The 16,304-nt window shown below is 30.1% G+C and carries 12 protein-coding genes; 1 reads left to right on the forward strand and 11 read right to left on the reverse strand.

What is annotated here, in order from left to right; translation table 11 throughout:
- Nucleotides 1-394 precede the first annotated feature (394 nt).
- Nucleotides 395-1,264, forward strand: a complete 870-nt coding sequence (locus ACFSSB_RS03805) for a hypothetical protein (RefSeq protein WP_379901134.1) — start codon at nt 395-397, stop codon at nt 1,262-1,264.
- Here the strand turns inward: ACFSSB_RS03805 and ACFSSB_RS03810 are convergent.
- The 11 genes from ACFSSB_RS03810 to ACFSSB_RS03860 form a co-directional block, all read right to left on the reverse strand.
- Nucleotides 1,257-3,470, reverse strand: a complete 2,214-nt coding sequence (locus tag ACFSSB_RS03810) for a DNA cytosine methyltransferase (RefSeq protein WP_379901136.1) — start codon at nt 3,468-3,470, stop codon at nt 1,257-1,259. The two genes, ACFSSB_RS03805 and ACFSSB_RS03810, sit on opposite strands and share 8 nt — an antisense overlap.
- A gap of 364 nt (nt 3,471-3,834) precedes the next feature.
- On the reverse strand, nt 3,835-4,818 hold the full coding sequence (locus tag ACFSSB_RS03815) for a helix-turn-helix transcriptional regulator (protein ID WP_379901138.1): 984 nt from the start codon (nt 4,816-4,818) through the stop codon (nt 3,835-3,837).
- Between the two features lie 305 nt (nt 4,819-5,123).
- Nucleotides 5,124-5,603: a DUF4625 domain-containing protein gene (locus tag ACFSSB_RS03820; RefSeq protein WP_379901140.1), complete on the reverse strand. Its 480-nt coding sequence runs from the start codon at nt 5,601-5,603 to the stop codon at nt 5,124-5,126.
- 60 nt (nt 5,604-5,663) lie between these two features.
- Complete coding sequence (locus ACFSSB_RS03825; protein ID WP_379901142.1) at nt 5,664-6,440, reverse strand: DUF4625 domain-containing protein; 777 nt, start codon at nt 6,438-6,440, stop codon at nt 5,664-5,666.
- Between the two features lie 47 nt (nt 6,441-6,487).
- Nucleotides 6,488-8,854, reverse strand: a complete 2,367-nt coding sequence (locus ACFSSB_RS03830; protein WP_379901144.1) for a TonB-dependent receptor — start codon at nt 8,852-8,854, stop codon at nt 6,488-6,490.
- Nucleotides 8,855-9,048: 194 nt separating this feature from the next.
- Nucleotides 9,049-9,357: a hypothetical protein gene (locus ACFSSB_RS03835; RefSeq protein ID WP_379901146.1), complete on the reverse strand. Its 309-nt coding sequence runs from the start codon at nt 9,355-9,357 to the stop codon at nt 9,049-9,051.
- 265 nt (nt 9,358-9,622) lie between these two features.
- Nucleotides 9,623-11,008, reverse strand: a complete 1,386-nt coding sequence (locus ACFSSB_RS03840; protein WP_379901148.1) for an FAD-binding oxidoreductase — start codon at nt 11,006-11,008, stop codon at nt 9,623-9,625.
- 393 nt (nt 11,009-11,401) lie between these two features.
- Nucleotides 11,402-12,208 carry an alpha/beta fold hydrolase gene (locus ACFSSB_RS03845; RefSeq protein WP_379901150.1) on the reverse strand — a complete coding sequence of 269 codons (807 nt, stop codon included), beginning with the start codon at nt 12,206-12,208 and terminating at the stop codon, nt 11,402-11,404.
- 46 nt (nt 12,209-12,254) lie between these two features.
- Nucleotides 12,255-13,346 (reverse strand): nickel-binding protein, encoded by a 1,092-nt coding sequence (locus ACFSSB_RS03850; protein ID WP_379901152.1) that lies wholly within the window; start codon nt 13,344-13,346, stop codon nt 12,255-12,257.
- A 240-nt stretch (nt 13,347-13,586) separates the two neighbouring features.
- On the reverse strand, nt 13,587-14,822 hold the full coding sequence (locus ACFSSB_RS03855) for a hypothetical protein (RefSeq protein ID WP_379901154.1): 1,236 nt from the start codon (nt 14,820-14,822) through the stop codon (nt 13,587-13,589).
- Entirely contained in the window at nt 14,815-16,107 is a 1,293-nt protein-coding gene (locus tag ACFSSB_RS03860) for a hypothetical protein (protein WP_379901156.1), read from the reverse strand. Before ACFSSB_RS03860 ends, ACFSSB_RS03855 begins: the two co-directional genes overlap by 8 nt.
- Between the last annotated feature and the right edge of the window lie 197 nt (nt 16,108-16,304).

Raw genomic sequence — 16,304 nt, forward strand, 5'->3', positions numbered from 1 at the left:
CATTATTATTAAGTATTTTAAAAATTAATACTCAATCAATTCTTTAAAATAGTGTCTTGAAACAAAAGAAACAAAAATTCAAGGCTAAATATAACTTTGGAAACAATTAACGCCTTATTCGCTATATTTTAGGAAACATTGTAACTGGTTAATATTGTATTGAAATCCCATGTATAATCTAAACTATTAAAAAACTGTATTACTAAACCCAAAATATGTAGGTTCCACTCACTTATTGTTTTACCAAAATTTTATGAGGCCGAAAATAAATTCAGGTTGTTTAAAAAATAGCGTTATGATTTTTATATATTTACTTAAATTTCAAAAGCAATAAATGACTATACCAGAATATTTTAGAAAAATATCGATTGAAAGCTTATTTTCAACGAATACAATGAATAATTGTTGGCCAATTTGGAAAGAAAGTATTAATGAGATTTTAGGAGATGATTTTAATGAAACTGATATTATAAATTTAGGTGATCATTTATCGAGTATATTTAGATCAACTGGAGGCGAAGGTCGCGGACAAAGTGAAGTTTCTGCTGGAGGAACTGCTTGGGAATCTTTAGTTTGTTGGTATATTAATTTATGTACTATTGGAAGCAGAACAGTTGCTATAAGAAAAATGAGTTTAGTTCCTAAACCAATTCAAGATGCAATAACAGTAAATTATGGGAATTTTGCTTGTAATACAGAGTCAGATATAACTGTTATTACATTTCCAGATGTAATAGAATTTAATACAAATATTGAAGATTTAGCTGTTCAAAATAACGGAATAGATTTAGTCAATTTTAAAAGCAACAAGTTTAATATAGAAGTATCTAACTATTTATGTAGTAGAGATTTTGACAGTTTTGAAATTGGAGTTATTCAATGTAAAACTAATTGGAATGACAATGCTCAAATACCTATGCTTTGGGATATGATATATTCAGCTAATGGTTTCCAAGGAAGAAATATTACTATAGGTCGTGATGGTTTTAATATTCACGATACCAATAATTTTACATATTCTTTTGTAACGGTTCCTTCTAATCAAAGAGCGAACTATAATTCTAATTCTGTAGCAGTAAAAAGGGTTACAAATCTTTCTGGTGGTAATTATTGGGGTAAAACAACAGAGCAACACGTTGCAAGGTCTTTAAAAGAAATTTTTACAAATAACTTTCAGTCAGGTTATCCTAATAATATTAGAACAGAGATAAGAACTGCTATTCCACTTTTAACCGAAGAATTATCTTATTTTAATATTATTTAATATTTTTCAATATTTCCATTGCAACTGCTCTTGCTAAAAGTGGTGGTACAGCATTCCCAACTAAAGTATATTGAGGTAATTCTGTCTTCCTATTATTTCCACCTGTAGAGCGTTTACCTTGAAAAACAAATGAATCATCAAAAGATTGTAATCTGGCCATTTCCCTAACCGTTAAAGCTCTAGGACTATTATAATGTATGTAATCATCTGCAATCGTCATTACAGTTGGGCTTTGTTTCTCTGGCTTTAGTACGTTGTAATTTCTCTTATTTGTAGACAATCCACATTTATCCAATTTTGTTTTGGCTTTCTTATAATCTCCTTCTTTTAAAATAATATCAAGTCGTTTTATAACATCTTCACCTTGATTACTTGTTTTGTGATTATGAAGTACGTCAAATACTTTTTCATTATTGTTTAAAGCCTCTGTACTTTTTACATAGAATGGTTTTTTTGCTTTTGTAAACCTGCCATTTAACCTTCCTTTTTTACTCCAATCTGCAAAAGTTTTTCCATTTGTTTTTAATGGTTTACCATCAATTGAGCGAGTCTTTAAAAGACTCTTCATTTTTTTAGCAGTTCCATTATATTGTTTGGAAATATCAACTAAATGATAATGATGAACCTCTTCATTATTGCCTATAAAATCTAAATCATATAATGCTTCAAAAACAGAAACCTTTTCCTCTTCAGTAACTGTTGCAGGGATTTCAGATATGAATTTTTGGTCTTTTCTACAACCTATAAACAATACACGTTCTCTGTTTTGTGGAACTCCATAATTAGAAGAATTAGCTACAAAAGGTGCTTCTATTCTATAAAGTCTTATATCATTTATTATTTTATCTAATTGAGAACTTTGTTTCTTATTACAATAATCACGAATCAGCGTAAGACAATTATCTATATTTAACACATAAATTTTTAATGCTTGGATAATATCATTACAAGATTTTTTAAAATCTTTAGCAACATTTAACTTACCAAATGCTACTTCTATCTTATTAATAACCTCATTAGAATCAATATCAGTAAGAAATTGAGTAAAAGAATCTACAAAATAATCATTGTCAATATTACAGAAATCCTTTTCTCGTATAATATCTCGTTTTAGTTTTTCCCATTCTTTATTTCTAACTAATAGATTAAATCCGTGTCTAATTGTGCTAATCCTTTCGTCAGTTTTACTCTTTTTGTAGTCTGCAATTTTTGGAGTTAACTTTTTGAATTTAGAATCGATGGTTTTTATATAAGTTTCTTTTGCTTCTTCAGCTTTGGTATCAGTAAACTGTTCAATTTCAATTCTTTTAATTAAACAATCTAAAAGGAAATCATTATCAATATTGGATTTCTTTAAAGATTTAATAAAAGAGGTTAAAGTTGGAATTTCTTTTATATCAACTATCGAATTAATTTCTTTAAGTATAAGTTCTTTTATTTTTCCTTTTTCTTTAGTTAAAATTCCTTTTACATTCTCCATTATAAAATACTTTGGCTGAAGTACTTTAATTACTTCTAAATAATGAGAAAATAAATCATCTTTTTTATCAAATTTCTTTCTTTTTCCAGCTAAACTAAAACTCTGACAAGGTGGTCCACCACATACAACATCCACTTTTTTGCCTTTAGTTTTGGAAATAAGATTGTCCAAGAAATCTGGTTCTGTAATGTCTTGACATAAAAAGTCAGCATCTAAACCTAATTGATGATTATATCTAACAACGTGAGTTAATTCGGAATTTTCATTGATATCATTTGCTACAAGAAAATCAAAGAATTTATTATTATGTTCTGCTTGGATGAAACCTTCACTAAAACCTCCTGCTCCTGCAAATAAATCTACAAAGGTAAAAGGTTTACCATAAAGAGATACTTTCTCTCTAATTATATTGACGTTATGATCTTCTTTATAAGCATTTACAAAATCGGTAAGTTTTGATTTTATTTCTTTATTAGAATAACTGTTTTTATACGTGTTATTGAACAATTCATCTGCTCTTTCTTTTAAGTAATTTAAATAATGATTTATCTCAGCTACTCTAACAGATTTTTCTTTTACAAGTTGAGTTTCTTTATCAAAGTCTTCTGGTTTAATTTTTTCACCAGTTGAGATTTTTACTTGTTCCGAATTACAATTAATTCTTAAATGAATTGGAGCAAATCCTTTTTTGTCAGATTTATCAAGATAAAAGTTTATAGTAGCCATAATTATATATTGCGGACGTTTTTGCGGATACGGACAAAATTACGGACAGTTTTGTAAAAAACCTACTAAAATTTAAAGTTTTTAACATAAATCACAATTCCACATATATTACGTTTCCCTACTACGTCGTCGTATAAAAAGTGTTTACTCGCTCTCTTATATTTGAGAAATAAGAGCTCGTGAATCTCGTAAACTCGATTTCATTAACATTGTAGAAGAAACATTTTAGAATAATTTTTTTTTAAGAAAACATAATAACAACTTTCGTTTTTAGCCAAAGTTCAATTTACAAAACGCAGAACATCATTCAATGCATTGTGTTTAAATTAGAATTTTAGAAAAATTTTATACAGGAAAATTAGACTTAGCTTTTTGTTGATTGTAAGTTATTTAATGACTTTATATGTTCTTGAATAATTTGGTTTTTTAAGCTTTTTGGTTTTATGTCCATAAGATTACTTCCAAAAGATAACAACTCCATAATAAAATCAAATGTAGGTACAAGAAATAAACTAAAAGCAACCTTTTCAGTATCTTCATTTAGAATCTGTTGCGAATGATGTAATGGTAAACTCTTTATGTATTTAGCCTGGAAACTAGTAAAGGTAAGCTCTATATTAATCGGCTTAATATTATTTGGAGAAATGATACCAAAGCTATGTTCAAACATAGCTAAAACATCAATTTCTTCAAATTTAAAATCAATATTAGTTACTTCAAGGTTTTGAATTCTGTCTAAACCAAATATTCTAGGTTCTTTATGGTTAACGTCATTACCTATGACATACCATCTGTTTTTGTGTTCTTTTAAAGCATTTGGTTTTATTATTCTTTCCGCTGATTTATCATTCCAAAATTTTTGATAATCAAATTTTATTTGTTTTTTATTTTCAATTGCTTTTAAAAACACACTTATGTATTGTGTTCCTTGAGGTTCTCTTAATTCAAAAATTAGCTTATTAGAAAATTTCTCTTTAAGACTTAAAGCATTATAAATATCGACTGCTTCGAGAAGTCTTTGTTGTATAATAGATTGTTCGTCATTAAATATTCTATATTTTCTTAAACTTCTATCATATTTTATTTCTACTCCATAAACAGAATAAATGATTTTTAGGTCTCTTTGTAATGTTCTTTGAGATAGGATTAAATCTAAACTTTGAATATCAGATTCATATTCTAAATATGTCTGAATTTCATCAAAGGAGAAATTACCTTTTCTTAATTTCTTAAGAATTAATTGCTGTCTTTTGCTAATTTCTGATGTATTCAATTTGATTCTTTGGTTTGCTTCTGTTTCTAGATATTCTTTAATACGTGCTGTAATCTTATCAATAAATTTTTCCATAATTCAAAAATAAATCATGAATACGTCAAAATTTGTCGTTTAAAGATATAGATTAATATTTATTCTTAAAAATTATTCCACACACATTCCCACTTCCCTCCTACAGTTAGTTCTGCTCAGTGCAAGCTCGTCGTATAAAACACAGAATTTATATAGCTAAAAAACCTTCCGAAGAATATAAACTAGATTTTAGAATAGTTATAAAATACAAATACAATCATCTGATCGATAATTGTATTTGTATTATTTAAGGTAGTAAAGTGCGCTATAGGTTTGCTATATCTATGTAGAAATAAAGAAAGGTATTACTCTACTATTTTTATATCTATAGAAGTAATGCTTTGCCAACCAGTAGCATCTGTTATAGAGAAAGAGCAATGGTAATCTCCAGTATCAATATCTGAAGGGATTGCAATATTATGGTCTATTTCATAAGAAGTTAAACCAGCTTCAAGTGTATAATTCTGCATAAATATAAACGGATTATCTGCTTCTTTTATAGCATCTAAATCACAGTCTCCTTCTTGGTCATCATGTGTATGGTGATCAAAATTGTTATGAATATCTATACTGTAAGATGCTAATTCTAGATTATCTGTTACTAATGCTTTAAAATTATAGGTTTCTCCTTTGGTAAGCACTTCACAGGCTTGCGGAAAACCATCACTGTAATTAATGGTAATTGTTGGTTTTTCTAAATCTTTATCGTCACTATTATCACTAGAACATGCAATGATTAGGGTTACTAATAATAAAGCAAGAAAATAGTTTTGTACGTTTTTCATAGTCATTGTTTATAAAACCGCATAGTAAATGAAACAGCTACTATGCGGTTTATAATTAAATTAAGCAGTAATATCTATATGTGTTTCAAATTCTTCGGTGTTTCCGTTTTCATCTTCTACAGTAAATGTGATATGATATTCTCCAGCAGGTGCATCTGCAGGAACAGTAATGTGCTCATGAAATTCTACTTCGTTTAATTCATGGTAACCTTCTTCAAATACTAGTTCTTGGTCATACTCTGTTTCTCCTGCTCCTGGAGTTATACCATGTGCATGAATATCTAAAGTAATAGTATGTACACCGTTTAATGCATTAATAAAAAATTCTGCATGAAAGTTAGATCCACGTACTACTGTACTATCTACAGATACCTCACTTATAGTTATAACATCTAAAATAAGGATATGTCCTTCTACTTCTGTGCTGTTTCCTTGTGTATCTGTTACAGTTAACTCCACGTGGTATTCACCAGCTGGAATATTGTTTGGTACTGATATATGCTCATGAAATGTTGGGTTCATTACCAGGTAATTACTGTCTGTAAAAACTTGTTCAAAGTGCCACTCTACTTCATCTGCAGCAGGTGTTAAATCGTGTGCATGAATAGAAACAGCAATACTACTTACTGTAGCTTCGGCAAAAATATCTGCTTCTAAATGAATATCTGAAGTTTTATAAGCAAATTGTTCAGTAGAATGATCGCTTCCTTCTCCATATTCAAAATTAGAAATTACTGGTGCTGCAAGTGTACTACCAGCATCGTCATCACTACTACATGAATTTAAAAAGGTTGCAAAAAATGCAAGAATCGCTAAAAATTTAAAATTTGTTTTCATAAAATTTGTTTTAAGGTTTAAAGATTAATTTTCATTGTATTTAATTATTAAAAAGTTTGTGTTAATGCTATAGATAGGTTTCTACCAGCTTCTGGAACATCGATTAAGCGGTAAAAACTAGTGTGATTGAAATATTTGGTATCGAATACGTTATTCCATTTTAATTTAAGTTGCAATGGTTTGCTAGCATTAAAAATTGGCATTTCTGCTAAAAAGGACATGTTTAGTACTTGATAGCCTTTTGTTGTTGCTTCTGGTGGAACAATTTCGTTTTGGTCTGCTGTAATTCTGAAATCTGCAATAAGTTTAGGCGCTTGTATAAAGCGAAAATCTTTAAACTGATAATTTGCAGAGAATACCGTAGAAAAAGGAGGCGAAAAGGGTATTGTAAAATTCTTTTTAGCTCCACTAGTTTGTCTGGAATACACATATTCTGCCGAAGCGTTTACGTTTAGATTTTCTGTAATTGTAGCACTTGCTCTAAACTCACCACCAAACCTGAATACTTTGGCTTGCGTGTATTCGTAAATTTGTTGGGTTTCGTAATAGGAAGACGTAGGATTTAAATAAATATAGTTTTCGAAAAAATTAACAAACGGACTAATGCCAATGCTTGCTTTTTTAAAGTCGTGATTTATATCAATATCTAATTGATACGATTCTTCTGGATCTAAATTTATATTTCCTTTTTCATAACGATACATGTGATAATTAACACCATCGGAAGCCAATTCATTAGCAAGTGGCATTCTAAAACTTTTACCAACATTAACTTTATACGTGGTGTTTTCTTGTAAGTAACTTACACCTAATGAAGCACTAATGTTTCCGAAATCTAGTGTTTTGTTTTGTGCTCTTTGCTGATAGACCAATGAGGTAGAACCATCTTCATTATTAATGGTAGATGGAAACCAATCAAAATAAGCCTTGTTTTCTAATATTCCGAAATCATATCGAACACCTGCTAACAAGTGCAGATTCGAATTTATTTCTAATTTATCAAAAGCAAATACACCAATGGTAAATCGGTTATATTCTGGAATTAAAAATCCCCATCCTCCAATATTATTATTTTGGTATTCGACATTTATTCCTGCTACCACATCATGTTTTCCTGTAGTAAACGTATCTTTTATATTTAATGAAAAGGTGTTTTTTAAAAACACACGTTCTTTGGTGTTATTAGGTTTTGGCATATAACCATGTGCTGTAGGCTCTGTATGTTCTTCTCTTTTATTATTTTGAAAACCTAGATCAAAAAGAAGACTATGGTTTTCAAATTCTAAAGCAGTATTGTTGGTTATTTTAAAATGGTTAACCATATGATAAGGAAGATCTATATCTCTGTTAGAGCTATCATAATCTATAGAAGAAGTTCTTACCTCTAAACCATGTGCATTGGCAAAAAAACCATTTTTAGCATACACATTACTTATAAAAGTTTCTGAAGTAATATGGTTGTTTATATAGCCAAAACTAACATTAGCATTGGCTTCTCTACCAGCAGTATTTCTTAAATTATTATCATGAAGATTAAAAATGTAGTTTTCGTAATTAATTTGATTGGTAGGTACTTTATAATCTGCATAATCTCTATAAGTTAAACGCGAACGATAAAACCATTTTTTGTTTCTTTTTTGTACACCTAAAGAAACACCAAACAAGTCGTTGTTGGTTTCTGCTAGAAGGTTTAGCTCTCCTTTAAAGGAGTTTTCTAGAGGAATTTTGTTAGGCACTATATCTACAACACCAGCAATAGCGTCTGAACCATAGACCAAAGAAGCAGGACCTTTGATTACATTTATGTTTTCAATACCATATTGGTCTATTTCTAATCCATGATCATTTCCCCATTGTTGAGCTTCGTGTTTAATACTATTTTGTACTACCACTACTCTATTAAATCCTAATCCTCTAATAACAGGTTTTGATTGTCCTGAACCTATATTAATAGTGCTTACTCCTGGAATTTTACTAAGGGTTTGCATTAGGCTGTTTTCTCTATTGTTAGAAAGAAATTCTTTAGTAACTAACGTGCTCACTACAGGAGTTTCGTCTACCAATCGTTTTTTTGTTTTACCTGTAATTTCTATTTCATCCAGATCTGTAGTAGATTCTTCTAAAAAAACTTTAATCATTTCCATATTAGCATCTGCATCTATGGTAATTTCTTTAGAAGCGTAGCCTAGGTGAGAAATTGTAAAAGTGTAGGTACCATTTACCACACGCTTTATAACAAATTCACCTGTTGTTGAGGAAATAGCAAATAAACTTTCGCCAATAATATTGGCACCTTCTATTGGTTGTAAGGTGTTGATGTTTAACACAATTCCTTTTATTTTAAAAGAACCTTGTGCAAATACCATAGAGCTCAGGCTTAAAAATAGCCAAAGAATCCATGTTTTTTGAAACATAAGTGGAAACTAAAAAATTAGAATAATACTTTTTTTGAGAGACTTTAATAAATTCTATACATTAGCTTTTAGCCATTATAAACTGCTTATTACTAACCTGTAAGTGCTTATTATAAAATATAAGAAGACACTTAGGTAAGTATACTTTTACTGAAGCAATTATAGCTTATACCATTGAAAATGTATAGCAAGTGTTATAGTGAAAAAGGTGGAGGTCTACAGAATAACCTATTGGTAGCAATATTGTTTGTGTATGTAAAACGATATTGTTTTATAACCTCTTTGTTAAAAAACAAATCTGTATGCACTAGAGTACATTCTTGTGCATCTGGTACAATAGAAGGATATAAATTACTAGTAATAGTATGATCACAAATATTACAATGTATAGCATGCTCATCATTTTCTTCATGAGTTAATGCATGCAAACCTACCATTTTCATAGAAAGAAAAAGTACTATGAAAAAATAGGTAATACTATGTTTTATTTGTTTGTTATTCATTTAAATTATACTGTAATTTAAAACCTGTTTTTTGTATTAGGAATGCAAAGATACTATTAATTTACACTATTGCAACACAATTGCAGTAATAAATACAATTCGTTTGTAGTATAGAATTGCAGCGATTAAAGAAGTTTATTTGTGGGGATTTAACATAAGTAGGAAGACTTTTGCTAGTAGATACAATTGGAGTATAAAAGCACTTAAAACCAAAGATATTACTTGTAGCGATTGCAGCTTAGAGAATAATAATTCAGAAATTTAGTTAAGGTTTAATATTCTGATTTACTCTAAATAGGTTTTCAGGATCATAGGTCGCTTTAATTTTAACCAATCTATTGTAGTTATGTTTGTAACTGGCTTTTACTCTTTCTTGACCTTCTTCCATTAAAAAATTAGAATAGGCTCCACCTGCGGAGTAAGGATGTAAAGCATCATAATAAGATTTACACCAATTGGTAATTGTAGAGGCATTTTCAGGATCTGGATCTACACCAACATACACACCAGCATATTTTGCATCTCTGTAGGCCCAAGGTGTGTCTTCTGCTCCAACTCTACTTGCTGCTCCAGTAATTGGATATAAATGCATTTGAGATAGTACGGTTGGTATTTTAGAACCAAATTTTAAATGTTGGGCTGTTATTTCTGGTGTTAATGCATTAAAGAAATCTGCTCGCCAATACCATTGTAAACCTGCAGGAAAGAAACCATCAAACATAGTTTGTAATGCAGGATAAGGCATGTTGCCAACGTGCGCAAAAACAGGATTAAGGTTTAAAACAGGTTTAAAAATACTTTCAAATTTATCAGGATCACCAACATAACACCAAACAATACCACAGAATTTTTTATTGTGTAAGGTTTCAGGAAATGGAGACTCTGGAATTACCATAGTTGTTATAAACCCATTTAAATCTTCGGTAACGTCTTGAATAAAGGTATCATACCAAGCCATAATTTCTTCTACTCTTTCTATTGGCCATAATGTAGGTCCTCCCATTAGCATTTTAACAGGATGTGCTTGAAATGTAAATGAAGTAACCACGCCAAAATTTCCGCCACCACCACGAATTGCCCAAAATAAATCGGTATTATTATTAGCATTCACAGTTACAAAAGAACCATCTGCCAAGACCATTTCTGCTTCTAATAAATTATCAATGGTAAGACCATATTTTCTAGTTAAATAACCAACACCACCACCAAGTGTTAATCCACCAACTCCTGTACTAGATACCATTCCTGACGGAATTGCTAAACCATACTCATGTGTTGCTGTATCTACTTCATTCCAGATATTACCACCACCAACTTTTACGGTATTATTTGTAGTGTTTACGTTTACAAACTTAATTGCAGATAAATCAATGACCAAACCATCATTACACAACCCTAAACCTGCACCATTGTGTCCTCCTCCTCTGATGGCAACTAATATATTGTTGTTTCTACCAAAATTTACAGCAGCCTGTACATCCTCAGCATCTTGGCAGACAGCAAATAATCCTGGACGTTTATCTATCATGCCATTGTACACTTTACGTGTGTCGTTATAATTAACATCTGAAGGAAAAACAAGCTTGCCTTTAAATTGTGTTTTAAAAGTTTCTAGGATATTGGGAGCGATTTTGTTTACAGAATTTTTCATTTTAAATAGTTTTAAAGTTATTATTTAAACAAATCGACTAAAACCTTTACTTGTAGTTGTTTACCTAGGTTTTGTTTTCTTCTTGCAGAACGTTTTTTTATAAAGAGAATGCTAATAGTGAATGCTATGTACTGCAAGAAGGATACGTAATAGTAAGGCGAATGTAGTCTTCATTATTTCGTTCTTAACAAAAGTAGAACAGAAGAATCTTCTGTAAATCTACATTTAGACCAAATAAAAAGACTTTTAGACCAATACGAATGTATTTATAAAGGTCTTATGCATGCTAATAAACTAATTTATAAAAAAGGAACTTGAGAAAGAAAAATTCAGCAGACGCTTACACCTGGCAAGTAACCAGCAATTTAGGATACAGATTGTAAGACATTATTTTTATTGTTGCTTTACATTTTTAATCATCTCTATTATAGCGTTAATTACCAATATTGGTTCTGAATAGTGTATGTAATGTCCGCTTTTAACTGTGCTTATCAGTTTTGCTTTTGGCTTATCTTGAACCCAATTATTAAATAATTCTTTCTTAATTTCTATATCTTCAGGTTTAAATGGTGGTGGCGGAATTTGAAAAGAAGCAAGTAGTGTAATTGGTATATTTATAGGGAAATCTATTGTTCTCATTAGCTTTTCCGTATTAGGAATTTCATTAAATTCATTTTGAATACCTATTGGTTTCGTTGCATAAAACCCATTTAATCCTTTGGTCATTCCATCTGCTTCTGCCTCTGTTTTGGTTGCTAATATTCTGTCCATTAAATTTTCGTGTGATGGGTCTATAAAAACTAATCCTAGTACTTTTTCAGGATATACATCTTGAAATTTTCGAATGATAAAACCACCATACGAGTGGCCAACTAAAATATAAGGTCCTTCTATTTTATTATCCTCAAGCAAATCTTTTAATTCATTGGCAAGATTATCTATAGTTCTAGGTTTTTCCGTTGTAGAAGATTCGCCCAAGCCAAGTCTATCATAACTTACTGTAGTGGTGATTTTTGAAATACTGTCTTGTATTTGTTCCCAACCTTTTAGTATTTCGCCTAGTCCAGATTCAAATACTACTACAGGACTACCAGTTCCTTTAATATTAAAATGAACCGTGTTTTCTTTTTTGTCTGATTGCGAAAAACAATTAAGTGTGATTGTGCAGATAAATACGATTAAAGAAAATTTTGTTTTCATCTTGTGTTGTTTATTTGTTACATATAATTATTTATGAAGCAGGTTATTAGGTGTTTATAGTGAAGTTTGAAGGTAAAATGCCATATTTTTTTTGGAAACATTTTGAAAAATAAGCAGGACTAGTAAAACCAGTACGATACGCTATTTCTGATATATTATTATGTTGTTTTTCAAGTAACAGCAAGGCTTTTTCTAAGCGATAATCTTTTAAAAAAACATTAGGAGATTTACCTACTAAATGCATCATGGTTCTGTAGAGTTTGGATTTACTGTATCCTAAATTTTCTTCAAAATCAATAACTTTTATGGTTGGTTGTGTCCATACGCGTTCTATATAATCCATTAAAAGGGACATAAAATCCTCTTCTTTGGTATTTAAAACATGAATAGATGCTTTTGTTATAGGCTTATTTTGGTTTTCTCCTTCGTACAGATCCTTAACAACAGAAGAAATTGAAAAATCTCCTTTAATTATATCGCTTAAATAATTTGCAGCGTTTATGGTGTCTTCAAAAATGCTATCCTTATTAGTAACTGGTACTCCTGCACTAATTCCTATTTTAAATTCTAAGTCAGGCGTGATCACATTATGGTGTGTATCTAGAATTTGCATAGCGCAATGCACAGCGTTTGTAACAGAATCAAAAGAAACTATAAAGGTGTTTGCTTCCTGTTTAGCTATGCGTCCGTTATACTTAGCTGTTAATACTTTTATAGATGTTGTATAGCCTCTAACAGCCGCTTTTAAAAGATGAAAGTCTTTAGTTCTTAAGGTTTTTGTTTTTAGTTTTACAACCATTAAAGCTCTAAAAGCAGGATCGTTAATAATATTAAGTTTTACATTTTTTGATTTTTCAGGATCTTCAATACGACCTAAAAAGGATTCGACTATGGTATCATTAACCTCAATAATTCGTGTAGGAATTGCTCCATGCGCATTTTCATGTAAATCTATAAGCGCCTGTTTATTTGGTGCTTCAACTAAACAAAAGGCTGTTTTTCTTACTTCATCACACCAATAGGTTAATCCTCGACAATTATATTTGTGTTCTATATCTAAATCAGCCTGATGCATTTCTGCTACATGTGCAGCTGTAATTCCTTCTGGAAGGTGATGTAAATCTAAAAATAAAGGCATAAGTCTGATTTTCAATTAAATATACAACATATTTGTTAAATATTTTTAAAATAACCTTTATGTTTAAATAGATTTATTTTAAGAAAAATGACATGCACATGCTGTTATTTACCTATTGTTGTTTTGTATGCATTCTGTATTATGTATAAAACAAAAAAATGCTTAATACTTGCGTATTAAACATTTTTCTATGCGTTCTTGGTATTAATAGTTTTTAGGAGCAAGAAAACATTGGTAATATTAATCGTATTTCGGTTTTTGGAACCATAAATCGGATAAAGAGATATTAATGTTTAAGGTGTTAATATACTCTTCTATTAATATACTTTCTGTGGTACCTTTCTTTTCTAGTGAATAAGAAATATTTATAAGGGATCTTTTACCTAGTGGCAAGCCAAAACCTATAGATGCTGCATAAGAGTCTATGTTTTTATCCTCTACTTTTAAATATCCTGTATTATAGTTTAAACCAAATCTATAGTTTACACGATTGAAATATTTTTGACTTTTTGGGTTTATCGTATACGAAGCTCCTAAGCTAAAAATATTTTGATCTACATAATCTCCTAAGGCATCTTCTTGGTTGGTAGCAGACCAGAATTTTTTATTGTAATCTGCTGTTAATAGTAGGTTTTTAAAATAGGCACTATATCCAAATCCTAATTTTAAAGGAAGGTAAAAATCATCAATATCTTCACCTGTTGTTTGTTCTAATACAGCGTATGCAAAATTAGAATACTTACCAATGGTAACATCTTTTGAGCCTTTTAAAACTGTAGGAAAATCTAATGTAAACCCTAAGTTATGCTTTTTTAAAAGTTTGTATTGTAGTCCTAATCCTATTTGAAAACCACTATAATAGTTTTTTTCAGAAATATTTAAATAACTATCTGAGGTGTTAATACTTTCGCTTTCTGTAATTTTTCCAAATAAATAAGAGGTTTTAATACCAAGGTTTAAATTGTTATTCATTTTTCTTCCGTAGTCTAATCGCAATTCATTTAAACCACCAGAACCTTCAATATTGGTTATAAACTCTTCATCACTACCTTCAATATTACTTTGTAAACCTATTAAAGAATACCCAACAGTAGTAGCAGGTTTTAAGGTTAAACCCATACCATATTTGCCGTTGTAATTAAATCCTAAAGAAATATTAGTAAATGTAGTGGTAGTGCTTTGCTCGTTTAAGTTACCTACAGAAAGATCTATTAATTCTGCAGAACCACCAAAATCAAGAACAAACTCATTTTCTTTTAAGGTTACAAACGAAGCAGGATTATAAAGGTTTACTCCTCCACTTGCATCTAGAGAAATTCCTGTTTTACCTAAACCACTACTTCTACCTGTGTTAGAATTACTTTCTACTCCTAAACCAAATAGCGAATAAGGGGAACTTGTAAGGTTATTAGTTTGTGCATATCCAAATAGACTACACACCATTGCTAAAACTATTAAGTATTTAGATTTATTCATATAATGCATAGGTTATTATTAATTTGGTGTTATAATTAGATTTTTCACTATCGTTAAATATTATTTTATTCACTGTATTATTATAGTTTTCAGGAATTAAAATAAGCGCATCTTCTGTTTCTGGACTTTCGCTTAATTTTTGATCTATAAAATCTATAACGGGAACGTTGTATAGTACGTGGTTAAATTCAGATTCCTCACTACTAAGTGATGCGGTTACCACATCAATACTATTTGCTACTTGACTAGCAAAGTCATTATTTTGATCTAAGGTGTACAGTAATAGTTCTTCACTTAAAGGTTGAATATCTGAATAAGAATCTGCATTAAGCTCTATATATAAGGTTGCTTCTAATATGGTACCACCTGCACCAATATCACTAATGTTTTTTATACTAGGAAACTCAATTTTGGTTACATAACCAGTTCCTGCCTGATTATAGCTCATGTTATAACTATCTGGAGAATAGAGATTGTATTCTTGATCTGTTAAAACCTCTTGCGGCAAGCCAGAGGCATCACTATCTATATGATTAAAATAGGTGTTAATAGATATATCATAGGTGTATTCTTCACTTTCTAATTCGTCTGGCATACTATAGAAAAATCGAAGATACGTCTCTTCACTACTAGTAGAAAAACCAATAATTGCACTGTTATCATTTTCTCCTGGCTGAACAGTTAACCCTTTTAATTGTTGGTATAAAGATTCATCATCTGTAATATTATTATCTCTAATACCATTAAAAAGTTCTTCTCCAAAAGTAAAAGGTAGTGTTACATAAACCGAATCTTTATTAGGAGTTGCCTGATAAGTTTCTGTAGCTAAAGGCGTGTCTTCATAACCAAAAGAGGATGTATTATAAAAATAGGTGTCGTCTGTTCGTAATTTGTCTGTAAGCTTATGAATATTAATGGTTGAAACCTGTGTAGTATCATTGTAGAAATACGTATCATAACCAAGTATTAATCCTACGCTATCTAAAACAGCATCATTATTTAAGGTATATGTTGACGGACTAAGTTGAAAGTACGATGCTGTATTTATAACTCCCATATCTACATCTTCGTATTGTCCTATTAATAACCTTTCTTCTGTAGAAGTTGTAATAGAATCAAATTTAATAGTAGATAGTTGTACTGAAAAAGTATCAATAGATAGTACTCTAATATCAGTGTCTGTAAAATCTTTTCCAGCTAAAAGTGTTTCTTCTTCAGAAGAACATGAGATTACAAATATTAAAACCGTTAATAAGGTTATTAAATAAAATGGTGTTTTTAACATGTGCTTATAAGTATTTGCACAAATCAACTACGCTTTAGAGCTAATAAAAAGTATAATATACTTATGCCAAGTATTTATCTACAAAGCAGGTAATTTATACTATAAAACTGCACTACTAAGTTTATAGATTAAAATCTCCTGTTGGTCTACAAAAAAAAAGGATAGGTATATTTTATAAGTATAGTAAAGGCTTGACG

The organism is Lacinutrix gracilariae, from assembly GCF_042684485.1.
Lineage (GTDB): Bacteria > Bacteroidota > Bacteroidia > Flavobacteriales > Flavobacteriaceae > Oceanihabitans > Oceanihabitans gracilariae.

Coding starts and splice junctions, on each gene's coding strand:
- ACFSSB_RS03840 (WP_379901148.1), bottom strand. CDS start 11,008: ATGAAAAATTCTGTAAACAAAATCGCTCCCAATATCCTAGAAACTTTT.
- ACFSSB_RS03845 (WP_379901150.1), bottom strand. CDS start 12,208: ATGAAAACAAAATTTTCTTTAATCGTATTTATCTGCACAATCACACTT.
- ACFSSB_RS03850 (WP_379901152.1), bottom strand. CDS start 13,346: ATGCCTTTATTTTTAGATTTACATCACCTTCCAGAAGGAATTACAGCT.
- ACFSSB_RS03810 (WP_379901136.1), bottom strand. CDS start 3,470: ATGGCTACTATAAACTTTTATCTTGATAAATCTGACAAAAAAGGATTT.
- ACFSSB_RS03860 (WP_379901156.1), bottom strand. CDS start 16,107: ATGTTAAAAACACCATTTTATTTAATAACCTTATTAACGGTTTTAATA.
- ACFSSB_RS03820 (WP_379901140.1), bottom strand. CDS start 5,603: ATGAAAAACGTACAAAACTATTTTCTTGCTTTATTATTAGTAACCCTA.
- ACFSSB_RS03835 (WP_379901146.1), bottom strand. CDS start 9,357: ATGAATAACAAACAAATAAAACATAGTATTACCTATTTTTTCATAGTA.
- ACFSSB_RS03815 (WP_379901138.1), bottom strand. CDS start 4,818: ATGGAAAAATTTATTGATAAGATTACAGCACGTATTAAAGAATATCTA.
- ACFSSB_RS03830 (WP_379901144.1), bottom strand. CDS start 8,854: ATGTTTCAAAAAACATGGATTCTTTGGCTATTTTTAAGCCTGAGCTCT.
- ACFSSB_RS03825 (WP_379901142.1), bottom strand. CDS start 6,440: ATGAAAACAAATTTTAAATTTTTAGCGATTCTTGCATTTTTTGCAACC.
- ACFSSB_RS03855 (WP_379901154.1), bottom strand. CDS start 14,822: ATGAATAAATCTAAATACTTAATAGTTTTAGCAATGGTGTGTAGTCTA.
- ACFSSB_RS03805 (WP_379901134.1), top strand. CDS start 395: ATGAATAATTGTTGGCCAATTTGGAAAGAAAGTATTAATGAGATTTTA.